Origin of the sequence: Pseudomonas sp. M30-35 (assembly GCF_002163625.1) — a bacterium.
In the GTDB taxonomy this organism is placed as follows: Bacteria; Pseudomonadota; Gammaproteobacteria; order Pseudomonadales; family Pseudomonadaceae; genus Aquipseudomonas.
Genome location: NZ_CP020892.1, coordinates 3,953,664 through 3,974,480 on the forward strand (window position 1 = coordinate 3,953,664; position 20,817 = coordinate 3,974,480).

The following is a 20,817-nucleotide window of genomic DNA, read 5'->3' on the forward strand; positions in this document are numbered from 1 at the left end:
TAATAAGAGCGTAGGGTGTGACAACGCGAAGCTTGTCCACCGGAATTGACAAGCAACCCAACAAAAAAGCCCTGCGAATGCAGGGCTTTAGAGTTAACGCAAACAGCTGCGCGGCTTAGATAAAGCTGATCTGATCGTCGACAACCGTGCCCTTCACCGTGGTTCCGGGTGCAAACTTGCCTGACAGAATCAGCTGCGCCAATGGGTTCTCGACCCAACGCTGCACCGCACGCTTCAGCGGCCGTGCACCATAGACGGGGTCGTAACCCACGGCGATAAGCTTATCCAACGCCTCATCGCTCAACTCAAGGCTCAACTCACGCTCAGCCAGACGCTGATGCAAGCGGCTCAGTTGAATCTTGGCGATGCCAGCAATCTGCTCGCGCGCTAACGGCTCAAACACCACCACTTCATCAATACGGTTGATGAACTCCGGACGGAAGTGCGTGGTTACGGCGTCCATCACCGCAGCGTGTTGCGCTTCACGATCACCCACAAGCTCCTGAATCTGTGCGGAGCCCAGGTTCGAGGTCATCACCACTACCGTGTTTTTGAAATCCACGGTACGGCCATGACTATCGGTCAGGCGACCATCTTCAAGCACCTGCAACAGTACGTTGAAGACATCCGGGTGAGCCTTCTCGACTTCGTCGAGCAAAATCACCGAGTACGGCTTGCGACGCACGGCCTCAGTCAAGTAGCCGCCTTCCTCGTAACCGACATAGCCAGGCGGGGCACCGATCAAACGGGCAACCGAGTGCTTCTCCATAAACTCTGACATATCAATGCGCACCAAGGCATCTTCAGTGTCGAACAAGAACTCAGCCAGCGCTTTACACAGCTCGGTTTTACCAACCCCGGTTGGCCCAAGGAACAGGAACGAGCCACTTGGCCGGTTCGGGTCAGACAAACCAGCCCGCGAGCGCCGCACAGCGTTGGCTACCGCAACCACAGCCTCATTCTGGCCGATTACCCGCTGATGCAGCAGGTCTTCCATTTTGAGTAACTTGTCGCGCTCACCTTCGAGCATTTTCGACACAGGAATGCCAGTCCACTTGGAGACGACTTCGGCGATCTCTTCCTCAGTCACTTTGCTGCGCAGCAGTTGATTCTCGGTCTTGCCGTGCTGGTCAACCATTTGCAGGCTGCGCTCAAGGTCAGGAATCACGCTGTATTGCAGCTTGGCCATGGCCTCAAGATCACTCTTGCGTCGAGCGGCCTCAAGCTCTTGGCGAGCCTGTTCAATTTTCTGCTGAATTTGCGCAGAACCTTGAACCTCGGCTTTTTCCGACTTCCAGATATCCTCCAGGTCCGCGTACTCGCGCTCAAGGCGGGCGATATCATCCTTCAGCTTTTCTAAACGCTTAAGCGTTGCCTCATCGTCTTCTTTCTTCAGCGCTTCACGCTCAACTTTTAGCTGAATCAAGCGCCGTTCAAGGCGATCAAGCACCTCAGGCTTAGAGTCAATCTCCATACGAATGCGGCTGGCCGCCTCGTCGATCAGATCGATGGCTTTGTCAGGCAATTGCCGATCGGTAATGTAGCGATGGCTAAGTTTGGCCGCCGCAATAATCGCGCTGTCGGTGATCGCTACGCGGTGATGCACTTCGTAGCGTTCTTTTAATCCGCGCAAAATCGCGATGGTGTCTTCTTCACTAGGCTCATCGACCAATACTTTTTGGAAGCGGCGCTCAAGCGCGGCATCCTTCTCGATGTACTGACGGTACTCATTGAGCGTGGTCGCACCAACACAATGCAACTCGCCACGGGCCAACGATGGCTTGAGCATGTTGCCCGCATCCATCGCACCCTCGGCCTTGCCTGCACCGACCATGGTGTGCAGCTCATCAATGAACAGAATCACCCGGCCTTCCTGCTTGGAAAGCTCGTTGAGCACGGCTTTCAGGCGCTCCTCAAACTCACCACGGAATTTGGCACCGGCAATCAACGCCCCCATATCCAGCGACAGCAAGCGCTTGTCCTTCAAACCATCCGGCACTTCGCCATTGATGATCCGCTGCGCCAAACCTTCAGCAATGGCGGTTTTACCCACGCCGGGCTCACCGATCAATACTGGGTTGTTTTTGGTACGGCGCTGCAGGACCTGAATGGTCCGGCGAATCTCATCATCACGGCCGATTACCGGATCAAGCTTGCCCTCTTCGGCAAGTTTGGTCAGATCGACGGTGTATTTATCCAGCGCCTGACGCGACTCCTCGACGTTCGGGTCGTTAACCGCATCACCGCCCCGCAGGTTATTGACCGCGTTTTCCAAGGCTTTTTTACTCACGCCCTGGCCCAGCATAAGCTTGCCGAGCTTGGTGTTGGCGTCCAACGCTGCCAACAGCACCAGCTCACTGGAAATGAACTGGTCACCTTTCTGCTGCGACAAGCGATCCGCCTGATTGAGCAGACGTGCCAAGTCCTGCGACATGTTCACATCGCCGGTTGGATTTTGAATTTTACCGAGATGATCAAGCTCTTTGCTCAGCGCCTGACGCAAACTATGTACGTCAAAGCCGACCTGCATCAACAACGGCTTGATCGAACCACCCTGCTGATCGAGTAGCGCCTGCATCAGATGCAGCGGCTCGATTGAGGCATGGTCAAGGCCGACGGCCAAAGATTGGGCATCGGACAGCGCGAGTTGTAACTTACTGGTTAAACGATCTATTCGCATGGCGTCATCCTTCCTTTTAAAAGCAGGCCGCGCTATGAATCGCGCTAGTGAGCACTGAAAAGCGTTTAAGCTGATTCGGTCGCTCTTGGACAACCTCACGAGTGCTCCGTATTGGCTGGAACACTTGATTAGCTTTAATCAAGAAAGCCTGCTGAGATGGATAATAGATAGGGTCGTCAAGGCTGATTTTCAAGCCAGCCTGACAAATGCTTTTAATCTGCCAGCCAGACTAAAGAGGCAAACCGCCCGGTGCGCGATGCTTGGCGGTAGGAATAGAAGCGCGGATCGCTAAATGTACAAAACCCGCCGCCATAAACGGCAGTCACACCCTTTGCCGCCAAACGAATACGCGCCAGTTGATAAATATCAGCCATAAAGCGTCCGGCATTGCGACTTGGCGCAAAAGCCTCGGCAGCTTGCGGGTGTTGGCTGACAAACGCCTCACGCACTTCAGGACCCACTTCAAATGCATCTGGCCCGATTGCCGGACCAAGCCAGACCAAGGTTTCAGCCGGGTCGAATGCCAGCGCATCCAGCGTAGCTTCCAACACCCCGCCGGCCAAACCGCGCCATCCCGCATGCGCGGCGGCCACGCGAGTGCCTGCAAGATCACAGAACAACACAGGCAGACAGTCTGCGGTCATCACGGTGCAGGCTACACCGGGCGTTTGCGTCCAACTGGCATCAGCCTCGATGACACGACTGTTGTCAGCCTCGGTAACCGCAACCCCATGCACCTGACTCAACCATGCTGGCTGGCAACCGACCTGACTCATCAAACGTTGGCGATTTTTAGCCACGGCAACGGGGTCATCATCAACATGCAGACCCAAATTGAGGCTGGCAAAGGGCTCTTGGCTGATACCGCCCGAACGGGTCGTAACACAGGCATTGACCCGCACGGGCGCTGGCCAATCAGGAATCAACCAGTCATGAGCAACGCGTTTCACCCGACGAACGCCTCGCGATCTTGACGCAGCAAGGTCAGCAGCCAAACCAGATCGTCTGGCAGTGCTGACTCCCACTTCATGCGTTTGCCGGTGACCGGATGATCCAACTCCAGAAACCGTGCATGCAGTGCTTGGCGTGGAAACTCTTTCAAGCTTTGCACCAAGGTTGGGCTCGCCGCCGGAGGAATACGAAAGCGCCCTGCATAGACGGGGTCGCCGATCAGCGGGAAGCCAACATGGCTCATGTGCACACGAATCTGGTGAGTACGCCCTGTTTCCAGCTTGACTCGCGCATGGGTATGCGAGCGGAAGCGCTCAAGCACGCGGTAGTGGCTGATAGCCTGCTTGCCGCCATCGGTCACAGTCATGCGCTGACGTTGCGACGAACTGCGGCCAATCGGCGCATCAATCTTGCCGCCGGCCGTAATCACACCGATCACCACGCATTCATAAATTCGACTAACGGTACGTTTTTGCAACTGGTCGACCAATTGCGTCTGCGCCTGAATATTTTTTGCGACCACCATCAAGCCAGTCGTGTCCTTGTCCAGACGGTGAACGATGCCAGCACGCGGCACGTTGACGATGTCGGGAACATGGTGCAACAACGCATTGAGCAAGGTGCCATCGGCATGGCCCGCAGCCGGATGCACCACCAAACCCGCAGGCTTGTTGATCACCAAAATATCATCGTCTTCGTAAACGATATCCAACGCGATGTCCTGCGCAACCCACTCACCTTGGGCCTCTTGCTCGGCATTTAGCTCAAGCTGGGCACCACCGTGAACGATATCGCGTGGGCGAATGACTTTGCCATCGACCGTCAGCAAACCCTCTTTAATCCACGTAGTCAGGCGCGAACGCGAGTGCTCCGCAAAGAGTTGTGCGGCGATTTGGTCAAGGCGTTGACCGCCCAAATCGGTCGGTACTTCGGCACTTAATTGTATGGACTGCTTATTTATAGATGACATGCTCTGCAACGGCGGGGGGCATAGCCTTTGGTTTCAGCTACGCGCTTGTGGTTAAATACGGCGTCTTTGCCCCCGGGAGTGTGCCAGGGGCGCCCATCATAACAGGACGGCTTTGTTCAAGACAGCCGCCGTCACAGGGACGCAAGCCGCCATGCAAGTGAAACACCTGCTGCTGATCGCTATTCTCGCCATTACTGCCGCCTGCTCATCCAATGAGACGCTGGATGACAACCTCAGCGAGTCTGAGCTGTACCAGCAGGCCCAAGCGGATCTCGACAATAATAGCTACACCAGCGCCGTGACCAAGCTCAAGGCTCTGGAGTCGCGCTACCCGTTTGGTCGCTATGCTGAACAAGCACAGCTAGAGCTGATCTACGCCTACTACAAAAATGCTGAGCCAGAAGCCGCGCGCTCTGCTGCTGAGCGTTTTATCCGGCTGCACCCACAGCACGCAAACGTTGACTATGCCTACTACATGAAAGGCTTAGCGTCGTTTGATCAGGATCGTGGCCTGCTCGCACGTTTTCTACCGCTGGACATGACCAAGCGTGACCCGGGTGCCGCGCGCGACTCTTATAATGAGTTTGCCCAACTGACCAGCCGCTACCCGAACAGCCGCTACTCGCCAGACGCCAAGCAGCGCATGATCTACCTGCGCAACCTGCTGGCGGCCTACGAAATTCACGTAGCTCACTACTACATGAGCCGCCAAGCGTACGTGGCTGCTGCAAACCGTGGTCGTTATGTAGTGGAGAACTTTCAGGAAACGCCAGCTGTTGGCGACGGTTTGGCGGTGATGGTTGAGTCTTACCAGCACCTGACGCTGAATGAGTTGGCGCAAAGCAGCCTGGAAACGCTGAAGCTGAACTACCCGGATCATGCCAGCCTTGAAGATGGCGAATTCGTGCCACTGCGTCAGGATGATGATGATCGTAGCTGGTTGAGCAAGGCCACATTGGGCCTGATCGAAAACGACGCGCCACTGCCGCCAGGCGAAACTCGCGCCAGCCAGGACGTTATCCGTCAGTACGAAGAAGCTGAAGACCAGATCCCGGATGAGTTGAAAGATGTTGATCAACAGCTCGATGAAGCCGAAGGCAAAGACCGCTCATGGTTCAGCTACATGACATTCGGCCTGTTCGATTAATACAACGTCCAACTTATGCGCAATAAATAGGAGGCCATCACGGCCTCCTTTTTATTGCGTCGCAAATAGCTAAACCCGTACCGTAAAGAATCCGAGCACTCGCAGTCAGCAAAAAAGACCGCAACCAGCACAGCAGATGTACGTTAGCGTGAAGTAACGACTGTGCCGCACGCGCGCGCTTGGTTAAACTGCTGCTATCAATCAAGAAGAGTCTGTTATGGGCCTATTTCGCCTGCTACTTATACTGGCAATCGTCGCAATGGTTTACTGGCTATGGCGGCGTTTCATGCAAGCCAAGCACACAGCCAATCCGAAACAGGCAACCAAGCCAGAACCCATGGTGCGCTGCGCAAACTGTGGCGTGCATCTACCCCGCGAGCATGCAATAGCTAGCGACCAGCAATGGTTTTGCAGCACCGAGCACCTCAAACAAGGCCCAGACCAAGGTGGTCAATGACGCTCTGGCTCTGGGCGGTACCCAGGGCATACGAATTCTCAAGCTGTATCACCTATACCGGCTGATTATCGGCCTGCTGTTGGTACTGCTGATTTCAAGCGAAATGGACGTAGAGTTGCTGGAGATGACCCATGCCACTCTGTTTCGCAATATCAGTTGGTTTTATCTGATATTCAATGTGCTGGTTACCCTTGCAGTCCAGCAACCCAAGCGTTCCATGCAGGTTGTCAGCCTGGCGATGGTCGACGTTATTCTGTTGTCGTGCCTGTTTTATGCGGCTGGCGGTACGCCCAGCGGTATCGGCAACCTACTGATCGTCGCAGTCGCCATCTCTAATATCCTGCTACGCGGGCGCATCGGTATTTTTATTGCCGCCACCGCCGCCGTCGGCTTGATCTACCTGACTTTCTACCTGAGCCTCAGCCGCCCCGCCGCTGTCAGCCAATATATCCAAGCTGGCGCCCTTGGAGCACTTTGCTTCGCGGCAGCCCTGTTTGTTCAAGGAATTACCCGACGCCTGCATAACAGTGAACAGTTAGCCAGCGCGCGCGCAGCAGACGTTGCCAGCCTGGAAATCCTGAACGCGCTGATCATTGAGAGAATGCGCACAGGCATTCTGGTATTGGACAACATGCACCGTGTGTTACTGGCCAACCACGGGGCGCTGACACTGCTCGGTAGTGACGGCCTAGCCGGTAAGATTCTTGATCCGCACACCCCGGAACTGGTTAAACGCTTGCAGCAGTGGCGTCAAAACCCGGCGATGCGCCCTGCCAGTCTGCAAGCGTTTGCAGACGGCCCCATCGTGCAGCCAAGCTTTGTCGCTCTGCAACGCGGCCAACAACGCCACATATTAGTGTTTCTGGAAGATATTTCGCAGATAGCCCAACAAGCCCAGCAGCTCAAACTCGCTTCTCTCGGTCGCCTAACAGCCGGTATTGCTCACGAAATCCGCAACCCACTCGGCGCGATCAGCCATGCCGCGCAGTTGCTCCAGGAGTCTGAAGAGCTCACCCAGCCAGACCAGCGACTGGCACAAATCATTCAAGATCACTCGCACCGTATGAACCTGGTGATTGAAAACGTTCTACAACTTTCACGCAGGCGCCAGTCGGAACCACAACTTCTCGACCTCAAGTACTGGCTGCACCGCTTTGCCAGCGAGTTCCGCAGCACCATGCCCGCCAACCAAACGCTGCACCTGGACACCCAGGTTGGCACCATCCATACACGTATGGACCCCAATCAGCTGACCCAGGTACTGAGTAACCTGGTCCAGAACGGCTTGCGCTACAGCGCACAAAAGAACCCACGGGGTCAGGTTTGGTTACAACTGTTCCGCGAGCCCGATCGCGACCTTCCAGTGCTGGAAATCCTTGATGACGGGCCAGGTGTTTCGCCGGAGCAGAATCAGAATATCTTCGAGCCCTTCTTCACCACCGAAGCCAAGGGCACCGGCCTGGGCCTGTATATTTCTCGTGAACTCTGCGAGAGCAACCAAGCCCACATTGACTATAAACCCCGCGAAGAGGGTGGCAGCTGCTTTCGCATCACCTTCGCCCACGCCAGCAAACTGAGCTTACAATGACCCGCCAGAGAGCCCTGATCGTCGACGATGAACCGGATATCCGTGAACTTCTTGAGATAACTCTGGGCAGGATGAAGCTCGACACACGTTGCGCCCGCAACGTTAAAGAGGCGCGCGAATGGCTGGCCAAAGAACCCTTTGATTTATGCCTGACCGACATGCGGCTACCCGATGGTACGGGTATGGACTTGGTGCAATACATCTCCCAACGCCACCCACAAATGCCAGTGGCGATGATTACCGCCTACGGCAGTCTTGATACTGCAATCAATGCACTTAAGTCCGGTGCGTTCGACTTTCTCACCAAGCCAGTCGACCTCGGGCGTCTACGTGAACTCGTCGCCACTGCGCTGCGCATTCAGGCTGCCGACGGCAAAGAAGTTCCTGTCGACAGTCGCCTGCTCGGCGACTCGCCACCCATGCGCACCCTACGCAAGCAGATCCACAAGCTTGCACGCAGCCAGGCCCCGGTTTACATCAGTGGCGAATCCGGCAGCGGTAAAGAACTCGTGGCTCGGCTCATCCACGAACAGGGCCCACGCAGTGAGCAACCTTTTGTGCCAGTGAACTGCGGCGCAATTCCTTCTGAGCTTATGGAAAGTGAATTCTTCGGCCACAAAAAGGGCAGTTTCACGGGCGCGGTAGAAGATAAACAAGGGCTGTTTCAAGCGGCCAATGGCGGCACGCTTTTTCTCGACGAGGTGGCAGACTTACCGTTGGCCATGCAGGTCAAGCTGCTGCGGGCGATCCAGGAGAAAGCTGTGCGCACTGTCGGCGGCCAGCATGAAGTGGTGGTTGATGTGCGCATACTTTGCGCAACCCACAAAGACCTCGGCGCCGAAGTTGCGGCCGAGCGTTTTCGTCAGGATTTGTTCTACCGGCTTAACGTGATCGAACTCCGGGTCCCGGCATTACGCGAACGCCGTGAAGACATCGCGGAACTTGCCGATGTCATGCTGAAGCGCCTGTCGAATGGTGGCGGAGCAACCGCTGCGACGCTACAACCCGACGCGCTAGAAAAACTTAAAAGCTACCGTTTTCCCGGCAACGTACGCGAGCTGGAAAACATGCTGGAGCGGGCTTACACGCTCTGCGAAGACGATCAAATTACCGCTGCAGATCTACGCCTGGCAGATGCCGGCACCTCATCCGAACAAGGTGAAGCCAGCTTGGCGCAAATCGACAATCTGGAAGACTACCTGGAAAACATCGAGCGCAAACTCATCGTTCAAGCCTTGGAAGAAACCCGCTGGAATCGCACAGCGGCGGCGCAACGGCTTGGCTTGAGCTTTCGCTCAATGCGCTATCGACTGAAGAAGCTGGGCATCGATTAACCACAAAGACCCAGCTTCGCGTTGTTCTCTCTACGAGGTAGATACCGTCTTGATCCTCATCTTGCAATAGCGAGAAGAGGGTCAAATGGTTTTCCGGATTTTAGTACTCCGTAGGCAATGCAGAGCAGCTTGCGCATAGCTGCGCAGATGATCTGTTTACCCGTTTTGCCATTGGCTCTCATTCGCTCAGCCAGTGCCCGAATAGCGGGGTTACGAGTGATGGATACGATACCTGGCATATAAAGCCCGGCGCGTAACCTAACTGAGCCCATGCGCGATATCCGCACATGACCTTTGAGCATTCCTGATTCTTGTAACCTGGGATTAAGTCCGGCAAAGGCCGTGACCGCACGGCTGCTTTCGAAGCGTTCGATATCGCCCAACTCCGCCAGTACAAGCGCTGCGGTTCTGTCCGCAATGCCGTCGATACTGGTTAGCAGGTCTCGCTGGCCGCGTAGATCGTCGTTGTCATCGAAGTGCTGTTTGATCGCCTTTAGCGTTTCATCGATTTGTTGACGCAAGTGCTCAAGCACCGATTCAATTGACGCCCTGACCTTCTGTTCGTTGGTCACATCTAGGCGGTTTTGTTCGATTTGCTCCAGCTCCTGCAAATCCTTCAAACGGCGCACTAACGCTTTCAGACGGCGAATAGAAGGCTGCTCAGGCTGCCAAGCTCGTAGTTCGGTCTGATGCCTGCGGCCATAGTCAGCGATGAGCTTGGCATCGACTTTATCCGTCTTTACCCGCTGCAGCTGGCTGCGAGCGTAATAGGCCATTTGTGCGGGGTTAAGGACGCAAACACGGTAACCCAGCTTAAACAGCCACTCAGCCAAAGCTTCGTGATAGATGCCAGTGGCCTCCATTACGACCCAGGCATCGGCTTCAGCGTGCTTAAGCAGCCACTGCCGAAAGACCTCAAAGCCCGCAGCGTTATTACTCAGCTTGGCTTTGGTGCGGTACTTGCCGTTATCTTGCAGAGTGGCGATATCGAAGGTCTGTTTAGCTATGTCGATGCCGACAACTATCGTCATGACGCTTACTCCTCATTGAGTTAGGTCGATCATCACTTCATCCGTCCAACCTTGCTGATGCGAGCTCGAGGCTCAGGATACCGTTCGGACTTACTGGATGAGTGCGGAGGAGTGCAGCGCTATCTACGTTACAAGCTCGAAGCTTTAGGGCGGACACGGCTTGCACTCGCTCCCCCGAGGATCAATCGGGAACTATCGCTCTAAAATAAGCAGTAGTCGAGATACAAGGGCGGACAGCGCTTTTCTGTCCGCCATTTGCGGTGTGGAACTCGGTTGCGTGGCGAGTTCTGGTGGACAAGCTTCGCGTTGTCACACCCTACGCTTATCAGCATTACCCTCCCCGCCTTTTGCTGACTAAACCCTGCCTTCTGGCGCGTATGGCGCGGGGTCAATTATGGGTGTACGCCCCAGCATTAAATCAGCCAGCAATTGGCACGATGCTGGCGCCAGAACCAGGCCATTACGGTAGTGCCCACAATTTAGCCACAGCCCTTCAAATTCAGGCACCGGTCCAATAAACGGGATACCTTCAGGCGAACTTGGGCGCAAGCCAGCCCAGTGACCAACCACTTCGGCATCTGCCAACGCCGGCAAAAGCTCTTCAGCGGAGGCCTTGAGACTAGCCAGCGCTATATCGGTAGGCGTTTTATCAAAGCCTTCATGCTCCAGCGTACTGCCAACCAGGATGTGGCCATCGCGGCGCGGGATCGCATAGCGCCCCTTTGCCAGCACCATGCTCGGCAAAAAGTCAGCGGAACACTTATAAAGAATCATCTGGCCTTTAACCGGTTCGACCGGAAGCACGATCTCAAGTGACTTGAGTAACATGGCACTCCACGCGCCTGCAGCGAGCACAATTTGATCTGCCATGACCGCACCCGCAACAGTTTGCACTCCAACAATTCGATTGCCTTCCTGAATAAACCCGCTGACTGGGCTGTGCTCTTTGAGGGTGACATTTGGCAATTTCAGCAACGCTGCGCGCAAAGCCTTAACCAGCCGGGGGTTACGCACGTTGGCTACATCCGGCATATAAATCGCACGTTTATAACCCATTCCTAAAGCCGGTACTGCCGCGTGAACTTCAGTGATATCTACAGATTCAAGGACTTTTTGTGCCGAGACAGCCCAGGCCAAAGCCTCATGTTCATCATCAAGATCCAGCCAATACAAACCGGTTGAATACACTTCAGGATCAACGCCTGTGACTTCAAGTAAATGCTCGCCCAGTTCTGGATAAAAGTTCTGCGACCACTGCGCCAGAGCCGTTACCGCATCACTGTATCGCCATGGATAAAGCGGCGAAACGATACCGCCTCCCGCCCAAGATGCCTCGGTACCGACCGCTGCGGACTCAAGCAAAACCACATCGCAGTGTTTCGCCAAATTCAGCGCTGACAAAAGACCGATAACACCACCACCAACGACTACAGCGACCACATCTGACTCCCAGAAAGATCTACGGCAAGATTCCAAGGAAGGGAAATTGCACTATGTACGATAAGAATGAGCACGGATTAAGCTTGATTGAACTTCTCACAACGCTGGCCTGCGTGGTAATTCTGCTGGGCCTAGCTGTTCCAAATCTGCAAAGTATGCAGCGATCATACGCGCTGTCGTCGTTCAGCTCTGAATTGATCCATTTTATACGATTCACTCGCCATCAAGCGCTCGCTAACGGCAAACGCATGACCTTGTGCCCGCTTGATGGATCAAGTAGTTGCACTAAAGTTTGGACGCGTGAAATCAGTGTGTTCGAAGACCTCGATGGCAATCGAAAACTAGACCCCAAAGACAGCCTGATGAAGGTGCTAAATATTCCCGACCAGATCGACATCAACTGGCGCGGGATGGGGGCGGGTAAATCGCTGCATTTCAATGGTCGAGGTTTAACCTCGATCAGCAATGGCACCTTCCGCATAGGGGTTAGTAAAAGCGTAGAGATGCGCCACGTAATCGTCAGTCGACTCGGTAAAGTCAAAAGCAAAAAGGTGACCCAACCGACAAAATAAATATGTGCGAAACCACTCATCCCTCTGCAACAGCCAGTCAGTAAACTATTGATTGTAGCTATGATTGCGACTGATTAAGTTGCAGGCTCGGCAAAGGGGATATTCATGCAAGGCGAACGCGGTTTCACCCTCATAGAACTTATAGTCACGATTGCCGTGTTAGCGGTTGTGGTGTCTATTGCGGCGCCAAACATGACTACATTCATTGTCTCTCAGCGTGTCAGTAGTCAATCCAGCGAACTGCTTAATGCGCTTGCGTTTGCTCGCACTGAAGCAACCAAGCTCAACGCTAACGTTGCCGTCATCCCGGTAACCAATAGCGCATCAGGCTGGAGCAACGGTTGGTGCGTTGGCCCGAGCGATATTGTTGACTGCACAGGCAACACAGTCATTCGTAACTTTCAGTCGACTGGCAGTGGCGTGCAAATTACCGCCCCCTACTTGCAATCGGCTAACAAGCTGACATTCAGGCGCGACGGAACCTTGCTTTCTGGCGTGAGTGCTCAGGCATTCAAAATCACTTCGCCAAAACTCGAGGCAACAGGCTCTAAAGCGCGCTGCATTTATATCGGCGCGATTGGCAAAGCCTCTTACAAAAAGGTAAATCGTGATGACGACTGCTGATATGCGGCGCTTTCAGAACGGCACGTCGCTGATTGAAGCACTGGTAACTTTATTGATCTTTACTGTGGGCCTGCTGGGCTTTGCAGCTCTTCAGTTAAGCGCATTGCAGAGCTCAAGCGACAGTGGCTTCCGCACTCAGGCCACCTGGGTTGTGCAGGAATTGGCTGAGCGGATGCGCGCGAACCCCGATGCAGATGTTGCCGACTACACCGCAGCGGTCGACTGCGCAAAGTTACCCCCACAGCGTTGCAGCGACTATTTCGACCCGCTAACAGGCGCGAAAGTTAATGCCAGCAATTGCTCTGCGGCGCAGATGGCTGCATTCGATCGCTGGGAAGCTCAGTGCGCATACGGTACCGCCTATACAGGAAATGCTAATGCGGCTGATGCTCGCTATACCAGCCGCGACTTCCTAGGGCCTGCCGCAGCGGGACTTACACCTTTAGACATCAGCGCTACAGGTAATGTCTTTACCATTACGGCTAACTGGCAAAGTAGGTCCACGAATACCAGCGGCGCAACTCCAGAAAACATGTCCGGCACCGTGCAGGTAGAAAGATGAGAAACCCTCTAAAATATGCCGCCAAGAAAAGGCAATCCGGTCTCAGCCTGGTTGAACTGATGATTGGCATGCTGATCGGCCTTATTCTGCTGTTGGGCGTGATTCAAGTATTCCTCTCCAGCCGACAGACGCTGGCCGTTAATGACGCCATGTCAAAGCTGCAGGAAAACGGTCGCTTTGGTCTGGAGTTCATATCCCAGAGCGCGCGTATTGCTGGCTATATCTCACCAGGCGCCCCCTTGGGGAAACTCTTCCCTATCGAACCTCGCAACTGCGCACTCAACAGTGGCGCAGCCTGCTCTGCAAATGGTGGGGGCAATACCTCTGACACCGTCAGCTTCACCTTCGAACCTCCAGCGATTGACGGTTCAAAACGTGACTGCGCGGGCGTGGTAATTCCTGACAACCAAGTCATCATTAATACCTATTTTATTGCCGCGGCGGATGCCAACAACCCTTCGCCAGCGCTAGCCTGCCGCTCCTTTAATCGCACAACCAATCAACCCATCAGCCCTACCTCAAGGCTGATTGATGGCATCGAAAATATGCAGGTCTTGTATGGCGTTGATGCGGGTGGCGACTCCACCAGCGTCAACCAGTTCGTATCAGCGGATCGCGTAACCAACTGGGGCAAGGTGCTCTCAGTGCGTATCGCATTATTGGCGACATCAGTCGACACAATCAATCCGCGGCCTCCAGTGCGCAATTTTTACTTACTGGATGCGCCAGCCATCGCTCCAGATGACGGCTTAGCCCGGCAAATTTTTACCACCACTATTCAGCTAAAAAACATCTAGAGATATCACTATGAAAATTACTCAACAGTCTCTAGAGCAACAACAGGGTGCAACCTTATTGGTGGCGCTTATCTTTCTGGTTGTACTTACAGTTGCAGGTATAACCGCAGCACGTTTTGCGACCAACGAAGAAAGGATGGCCAGTAGCAGTCAGTTCCGTAATACCGCCTTCCAGCTCGCGCAGACCGAAATAAGGTCGCAGATGGCATATTTTGGAGACCAAGCCAATCGGGGCCTATTGCAAACAGCAATCGACCTAACAAAAGCCAATGCAGCAGCAGAACCGAATGCAACATTAAGACAGCGATTCCCAGATCTGCGAGTGTTCACAGGCTTAACAGCATTAACCACCGCGCCGGGCCTCACCCAAGCTAATCAGCTGCGTAGCATGGGTAAACTCGACTGCGCAACGTTCGGCGAGGGGTACTCTTTCGACGCTTACACCTGCCGACAATATGAAATGAAAACACGTTCAACAATAGCCGACAGCGCTTACTCTGATCAGACTCAGGGTTTTGTTTTCTTCAACCTTAAATAAGGACAAGACTCTAATGAGAAAGTTAATTGCGCTTATCGGCCTGCTAGTTACAACTATTACACTATCAACCCCTGTCGTCGCTGATGATGCAGAACCAGAGCCGCTCTATATCGAAAGCGCCGTATTTATTTTAAATATTAAAAACTCAGCACCTGGAACCATAGACGGTACGATTCTGGCCACACCCTGCACGGGTTGTGCGCCGATAACACTAAAACTGGATAACAGCACAATAGTTTATTTAAACGGCAAACCAGTCGAATACAACCAATTGGGCCTAAAAATCGACTGGACAGGCTCTGTGTTTTACACACCCTCTCGCTTCCCGGTTGCCACTGAACTTTTTTTGAATCAAAACTGAGGACTCGACCATGAGCCTGACCCGTAAACTCGCAATTGGCGCCTCAGCCTTTACTTATTTAGCCTTGTCATTAAGCACCGCGCTTGCCGATGATACCGAAATCTATACCACTCGCGACTTACCGGCAGATCAGCGGGTCAGGCCAAATATTTTATTTCTTATTGATACATCAGGCTCAATGCAGAACGGCGTTCCAGGCACCGACTGCAAAAGCTTGACCCCAATAAGAGGCTCATACCCAAGAGACTGGTGCACAAGAACCAGCACATACTATAGCGACGGCCAACTCACCAGATTGCAAGTTGTGAAGCAAGTTGTAAACCAACTAGTTGATGAACTTGCAGTAACAGACGACTCAAATATCGGACTGGCGCGCTTTAGTTCTGACAACGAAGGTGGGTTTATTAACAACCCAGTCAAGCAGGCCAGCACCGCTGCCAGTTCGTTCAAGTCAAACCTGTCGAGCTATTATGCAAGTGGCGCTACTCCGCTACTTGAGAGCTATCACGAAGCCGTACAATATATGCGTGGCAGCAACATTATTTATGGCAATAGCTCACAAGGCTATATCGAAAACAATACAGGTTCCACAAGAGTTAACCCATGGAATAGCAATAACGAGTCCAAGAAAAATAGCAGCACTTATTTGTCTCCTATTACCAACTCTTGCCAAAAATCCAACATCATTGTGCTGACCGACGGCTTACCCAATGGCGACAGTAGCAGTAACGACACTATATCCAAATTAGTAAAAACCGAAGTTGCCAACACCCAGTACACCTCATGTAACCGTGGCTACCCAACGGACGGAGAAAGCAATGCGGGTTGCTGGATGCCCGGCTTAGCCGAGTGGATGGCCAATAATGACAGCGGCCCAGCATCCTTGGCAGGCAAGCAAACGGTATCGACCTACACCATTGGTTTCGGTAATATCAGCGACACTCGACTGCTGCAAGACACCGCAACTCTTGGCAAGGGGAAGTTCTTTATCACTGAGAACACTTCTGGCCTGGTTAGCTCTCTTAAATCAATTGTTACCGACATTCTGGCGGAAAACACCACCTTCACCACACCGACAGTGTCGGTGAGTGCTTACAGTAACTTCGGTTACCGCAATGACCTTTATTACGCCCTCTTTCGCCCGGCTAAAGGCGCTCGCTGGGTCGGCAACGTCAAAAAATATAAAGCCACTACTACCGTCGATGGTGACCTAATCGTCACCGACAGCAAAGGACAAAATGCAATCGACTCCAGCACAGGCTTTTTCAGCGATAGCGCACAAAGCTTTTGGAGCCCGTCCGCTGACGGTAAAAACGCAGAAGCTGGCGGCGCAGCCAGCCGCTTGCCTAATCCCGCAACACGGGTTATCTATACCTATACAGGCACCAACATTGAACCCGGTGCTAACCCGGCATCCGTCAACTTGGCGAGCGGAAGCGACAACAAACTATTGACAAATAACACTGCAGTTACCAAAGCAATGCTTGGCAGTGCGTCAATGACCGATACACAAAGATCCAACATCATTACATGGGCTCGAGGCACTAACCCAGCAGACAACTCTGTCCGCTATCAAATCGGCGATATTCTGCACAACACCCCCAAAGTCGTCGCTTACACCAGTGATGAAGACCTGACCCGGGCCAATACCAATAATAGTCAAGATAAGCTGGCGCTGTTCTATGGCACCAACGAGGGCTTTATTGGTGCAATCAACCCAGATACAGGTGCTGAATACTTTTCATTTATACCTAAAGAACTACTCGGTAACTTAAAGGCTTATTACGAAGACCCACAGGGCAGCGTTAATAAAAAGTACGGAATGGATGGCCAGTTCGACCTGAAAGTCAGCTATGGCGATGTCAATCAAACGACCAAGTTGCGCACGGTAACTGCAGTAAATTTATATGCAGGCATGGGCCGTGGTGGCCGTAACTATTACTCGCTGGACGTAACACCGAGCACCGCTGGTAACCCATCGTCCATCAGCCCAAAACTAAAATGGGTAATACGCGGCGGCGCAAGCACCGGTTTCGCCCGCTTGGGCCAAACCTGGTCGACACCCAAAGTTGCCAAGGTCAATTGGAATGGCACTGAGACAGACGTACTGATTTTTACCGGTGGCTATGATCCTATCCAAGACAACGACACCACGCCGGATCTTCCCAAAACAGATACTTACGGCAATGCGCTTTATGTAGTTGACGCCGCTACGGGGCAAAAACTGTGGATGGCAGGGCCTAGCGGTGATACCGACGCCAACCTGAAATTAGCAACCATGACCAACAGCATGCCAGCTGACCCAACCCTGGTTGACCTAGGCGGCGACGGGCTGATTGATACCATATTCACCTCCGATACCCGCGGCCAAATCTTCCGTTTCGACATCAAGTCCAACAACACAGGTGCTGGTAACTTTGCATCTGGCGGTCGAATTGCCAACATTGCTGGCACCGATCAACTGAACAACCGTCGTTTCTATAACAAACCAGACGTTTCGCTCATTAAAGAGCGCGGCGGCAAAACTTATTACACCATCAGCATTGGCTCGGGTTACCGCGGGCACCCACTGAGTGAGGCAGCTGTTGATCGTTTTTATATGATCAAAGACGCTAACGTTTACGCGGCTCCGGCAACCTATACCTCGGTTACCGAAAGCAATTTGACAGACGTTAGTAGCGTTAACTTGTCGACTACCCAAGCGGCAGAGCTTCAGAGCCAAATCGATGTTAAACGCGCTGAAATTGACGCCCTTACCGCAAGTGAGACAGCCGCACGGGAAAACTTCAGTAATTATCAGAGCAGCATTGGTTACACGGATAAAGCCAACAGCCTGCTGACGACCAATACCAGCATCAACCAGAAGCAAAGTGCGATTGATGCAATTCTAACGAGTGATCCATACGTTACAGCGCACGCAGATGAGGCGAGCAAACAAACCCAGTTGCATAGCCTGACTGTCGTTGCTCAGGATGGCTTGAAACAAGTTACCGAGTTACAACCAACCACTGCCGAGGCCTCAGCCTTTAAAGCGGCTCAGCTGCAGAATGATGATGCGACCGACTGGGGCGCGCTCCAGGCGCGAATCACCGCGCTGGCAAACTCTCCAGTCCAAGAGAACGACTACAACGCGATTACCGCAAAAGAACAAGAGATCATCGCCGCTCGAGAAGTGGATGCTGATACCACAGCACTGGAAGCTGAGCTGGACAGCCTTAACGACAACTACCAAAGCTCTGCAGATGTCACTGCCCGCGCGGGTATCGTTGACCAGCTCAGCGAAATCAATACCGCAATGGCCGAGGTCAAATCCCTACAGCTCGAAACCTTTAATGCCTATAACTCGAGTGATATAGCGACAGGCGATGCAAAGAAAGCTCAGCTAGCCGCCAAGCAAGCAGAGCTTGAGTCTTTGCTCGCAGGCCTTCCTCCCGCACCGGGCGGTATTGACAATGCCGAACTGCTTGCCGCTACCGCAGCAGCAGATCAAACAGCACTTGAAGGCGTAAGCTCACCACTGGAGACTCAGACCGCGCTGCTGCAGACCCTGCAAGCCGAGCGTCTGGCACTTGCTGGCTTAGCATCTGGGCTTCAGGCTGATATCCAGGCACTCGCTGACTTGGCCTATGACCCATCCAGCAATCTGCTGACCGCTACCGAGCTAGCTGATGCAACCGCTAACGATGCAGATGCACCATTAACTATGTTTGATGCCCATAACTACTTAATTAACAAGGCTCAAGCGGCTGCCGCGGCACAAATCCCGGGAAAACGCACTGAAATCAACGACTTGTACGCTCAGCTCACCCCTGGCGACGACTACACCCCCGACCCCACCACGCTTGCCAACAGCAGCGGCTGGTTTATACGCTTCCCGGCGGGCGAGAAGGTGTTGGCCAACTCAGTAACCTTCGCAGGCGCTGTGTTGTTCACTACCTTCCGGCCAAACGGCTCGCAAGTGACAACCTGTGGCCCTGATGTCGGTAGCGGCCGCTTCTACGCCTTGAATCTCACCGACGCCAGCGCGGTATTCACCCAGACAATTTCTGGCACAAAGGAACCTAAGCGCAGCTTTGACCTGACCCATGGCGGTATCCCTTCAAGTCCTGCGACGATAGTAAGCGATGGTAATCCCGTAGGTTTGCTTTGTGGTGCAGAGGGCTGCATTGATGAAGATGATGGTGTCGAATGCGCCGAAGGGCAAAAACTCTGCGAAATCAAAAACCCAATCCGCGGTCTGTATTGGAGAGAGAATTAATGTTTAGGCAAAAGGGTTTCACCCTGATGGAGCTGATGATCGTCGTCGCGATTATCGGTATTTTGGCCGCAATAGCGTACCCCAGCTATCAAGACTACGTCCTACGCTCCGGTCGCTCAGATGGGCAAGCGTGGCTGATGCGCATCATGCAGGCGCAAGAGCGCTTTTACTCGCAAAACCAAACCTACACCACGAATTTGGGGGCGGGTGGTTTGGCAATGGGTGTGGCCGCAAACGCTGCAGTAATCTCAGAAGACCAACGCTACAGCATTACTGCCGCAGCCTGTGCCAATGTGACAATTGCCAACTGCGTGATGCTAAGCGCTGCACCGCAGGGGGCTCAAGCTAGGGATAACGAGTGCGGTACGCTTACCCTTAACAGTCGTGGGACCAAAGGCGAAGGAGGCACTGCCGCAAGCTTCCAAGATTGCTGGTAAGCGCAAAACAACCAATAAAAAACCGCACAATGTGCGGTTTTTTATTGGAGCAAATTAGTTGAAAAATTAAACCTGCTTCACCCGCAACTCTTTAGGCATTGAGAACGTCACATTCTCAGGCCGGCCAAGCAGTTCGCTTTCGCCGGTTGCGCCCCATGCGTGTAGCTGCGAGATAACGCCGCGCACCAGAACCTCTGGTGCGGAGGCGCCGGCAGTGATGCCGATACCGCCGACCCCGTTAAACCATTCTTGCTTGAGGTCTTCAGCGCCGTCGATCAGGTAGGCTGGAGTGCCCATGCGCTCTGCCAGTTCGCGTAAGCGGTTGGAGTTAGAGCTGTTGGGGCTGCCGACGACTAGCAGTACATCGCATTCTGCGGCCAGCTGTTTAACGGCATCCTGGCGGTTCTGGGTGGCGTAGCAAATGTCGTCTTTACGCGGCCCGCCGATCGCCGGAAACTTGCTGCGCAGGGCATCAATAACTTTGCTGGTGTCATCCATAGACAGCGTGGTTTGGGTGACGAACGCCAGTGCCTCAGGGTTGCGCACTTCCAGATTTTCGACGTCTTTCTCGTCTTCGACCAGATAAATAGCGCCGCCATTACTGGTGTCGTATTGACCCATGGTGCCTTCAACTTCTGGATGGCCAGCATGGCCGATAAGCACGCATTCACGTCCTTCCCGGCTGTAACGCACCACTTCCATATGCACTTTGGTCACCAGCGGGCAAGTCGCGTCAAAGACCTTCAGGCCACGCCTGTCAGCTTCAGCACGTACCGCCTGGGAAACGCCGTGCGCACTGAAGATAACGATGACATCGTCTGGCACCTGATCTAGCTCTTCGACGAAGACTGCGCCGCGCGCGCGTAAATCTTCAACCACAAACTTGTTATGCACCACTTCGTGGCGCACATAGATAGGTGGCGAGAACACTTCCAGCGCACGGTTAACAATCTCAATTGCGCGATCAACGCCGGCACAGAAGCCACGTGGGTTTGCGAGTTTAATGTGCATACTGGCCTCGTTGCGCCGTGCAATTCGAAAGATACGGGTAATTAGCCTACATCAGGTGG

The 20,817-nt window shown here is 53.6% G+C and carries 18 protein-coding genes; 12 read left to right on the forward strand and 6 right to left on the reverse strand.

The window, feature by feature from the left end; translation table 11 throughout:
- Positions 1-115 precede the first annotated feature (115 nt).
- The 3 genes from clpB to rluD form a co-directional block, all read right to left on the reverse strand.
- Entirely contained in the window at positions 116-2,680 is a 2,565-nt protein-coding gene (gene clpB, locus B9K09_RS18285; RefSeq protein ID WP_087518162.1) for an ATP-dependent chaperone ClpB, read from the reverse strand.
- Between the two features lie 212 nt (positions 2,681-2,892).
- Positions 2,893-3,630, reverse strand: coding sequence for a peptidoglycan editing factor PgeF (gene pgeF, locus B9K09_RS18290; protein WP_087518163.1), 738 nt, complete (start codon positions 3,628-3,630; stop codon positions 2,893-2,895).
- Entirely contained in the window at positions 3,627-4,601 is a 975-nt protein-coding gene (rluD, locus tag B9K09_RS18295) for a 23S rRNA pseudouridine(1911/1915/1917) synthase RluD (RefSeq protein ID WP_087518164.1), read from the reverse strand. The genes pgeF and rluD overlap by 4 nt, the downstream gene beginning before the upstream one ends.
- Positions 4,602-4,752: 151 nt before the next feature.
- Between rluD and B9K09_RS18300 the strand changes: the two genes are divergently transcribed.
- From B9K09_RS18300 to B9K09_RS18315, 4 genes are all read left to right on the forward strand, one after another.
- Complete coding sequence (locus tag B9K09_RS18300; RefSeq protein WP_087518165.1) at positions 4,753-5,748, forward strand: outer membrane protein assembly factor BamD; 996 nt, start codon at positions 4,753-4,755, stop codon at positions 5,746-5,748.
- A 217-nt stretch (positions 5,749-5,965) separates the two neighbouring features.
- Entirely contained in the window at positions 5,966-6,205 is a 240-nt protein-coding gene (locus B9K09_RS18305; RefSeq protein WP_087518166.1) for a PP0621 family protein, read from the forward strand.
- Positions 6,195-7,793, forward strand: a complete 1,599-nt coding sequence (locus B9K09_RS18310; RefSeq protein WP_087518167.1) for a nitrogen regulation protein NR(II) — start codon at positions 6,195-6,197, stop codon at positions 7,791-7,793. Before B9K09_RS18305 ends, B9K09_RS18310 begins: the two co-directional genes overlap by 11 nt.
- On the forward strand, positions 7,790-9,127 hold the full coding sequence (locus tag B9K09_RS18315; RefSeq protein ID WP_087518168.1) for a sigma-54 dependent transcriptional regulator: 1,338 nt from the start codon (positions 7,790-7,792) through the stop codon (positions 9,125-9,127). The genes B9K09_RS18310 and B9K09_RS18315 overlap by 4 nt, the downstream gene beginning before the upstream one ends.
- 56 nt (positions 9,128-9,183) lie before the next feature.
- Here B9K09_RS18315 and B9K09_RS18320 read toward each other — a convergent pair whose 3' ends face one another.
- Both B9K09_RS18320 and thiO read right to left on the reverse strand, forming a co-directional pair.
- Positions 9,184-10,158, reverse strand: a complete 975-nt coding sequence (locus tag B9K09_RS18320; protein ID WP_087516234.1) for an IS110 family transposase — start codon at positions 10,156-10,158, stop codon at positions 9,184-9,186.
- Between the two features lie 354 nt (positions 10,159-10,512).
- Positions 10,513-11,598 carry a glycine oxidase ThiO gene (thiO, locus tag B9K09_RS18325; protein ID WP_087518169.1) on the reverse strand — a complete coding sequence of 362 codons (1,086 nt, stop codon included), beginning with the start codon at positions 11,596-11,598 and terminating at the stop codon, positions 10,513-10,515.
- A 53-nt stretch (positions 11,599-11,651) separates the two neighbouring features.
- On the opposite strand from thiO, the gene B9K09_RS18330 reads away from it, so the two are divergent.
- The 8 genes from B9K09_RS18330 to B9K09_RS18365 all read left to right on the forward strand — a co-directional run bounded on the left by B9K09_RS18330 (position 11,652) and on the right by B9K09_RS18365 (position 19,747).
- Positions 11,652-12,170: a GspH/FimT family pseudopilin gene (locus B9K09_RS18330; protein WP_087518170.1), complete on the forward strand. Its 519-nt coding sequence runs from the start codon at positions 11,652-11,654 to the stop codon at positions 12,168-12,170.
- A 105-nt stretch (positions 12,171-12,275) separates the two neighbouring features.
- The gene (locus B9K09_RS18335) at positions 12,276-12,794 is read left to right on the forward strand and encodes a GspH/FimT family pseudopilin (protein WP_087519157.1); all 519 of its coding nucleotides are present in this window, start codon (positions 12,276-12,278) and stop codon (positions 12,792-12,794) included.
- The gene (pilV, locus tag B9K09_RS18340; RefSeq protein WP_087518171.1) at positions 12,781-13,356 is read left to right on the forward strand and encodes a type IV pilus modification protein PilV; all 576 of its coding nucleotides are present in this window, start codon (positions 12,781-12,783) and stop codon (positions 13,354-13,356) included. The genes B9K09_RS18335 and pilV overlap by 14 nt, the downstream gene beginning before the upstream one ends.
- Complete coding sequence (locus tag B9K09_RS18345) at positions 13,353-14,153, forward strand: PilW family protein (protein WP_087519158.1); 801 nt, start codon at positions 13,353-13,355, stop codon at positions 14,151-14,153. The genes pilV and B9K09_RS18345 overlap by 4 nt, the downstream gene beginning before the upstream one ends.
- 10 nt (positions 14,154-14,163) lie before the next feature.
- Entirely contained in the window at positions 14,164-14,691 is a 528-nt protein-coding gene (locus tag B9K09_RS18350) for a PilX N-terminal domain-containing pilus assembly protein (protein WP_087518172.1), read from the forward strand.
- Positions 14,692-14,704: 13 nt separating this feature from the next.
- A complete protein-coding gene (locus B9K09_RS18355) occupies positions 14,705-15,052 on the forward strand; it encodes a hypothetical protein (protein WP_087518173.1) in 348 nt (115 codons plus the stop codon).
- A 304-nt stretch (positions 15,053-15,356) separates the two neighbouring features.
- Positions 15,357-19,310, forward strand: coding sequence for a PilC/PilY family type IV pilus protein (locus B9K09_RS18360; protein WP_157699369.1), 3,954 nt, complete (start codon positions 15,357-15,359; stop codon positions 19,308-19,310).
- Positions 19,310-19,747: a type IV pilin protein gene (locus B9K09_RS18365; protein ID WP_087518175.1), complete on the forward strand. Its 438-nt coding sequence runs from the start codon at positions 19,310-19,312 to the stop codon at positions 19,745-19,747. Before B9K09_RS18360 ends, B9K09_RS18365 begins: the two co-directional genes overlap by 1 nt.
- A 66-nt stretch (positions 19,748-19,813) precedes the next feature.
- Here B9K09_RS18365 and ispH read toward each other — a convergent pair whose 3' ends face one another.
- On the reverse strand, positions 19,814-20,758 hold the full coding sequence (ispH, locus tag B9K09_RS18370) for a 4-hydroxy-3-methylbut-2-enyl diphosphate reductase (protein WP_087518176.1): 945 nt from the start codon (positions 20,756-20,758) through the stop codon (positions 19,814-19,816).
- Positions 20,759-20,817: the final 59 nt, after the last annotated feature.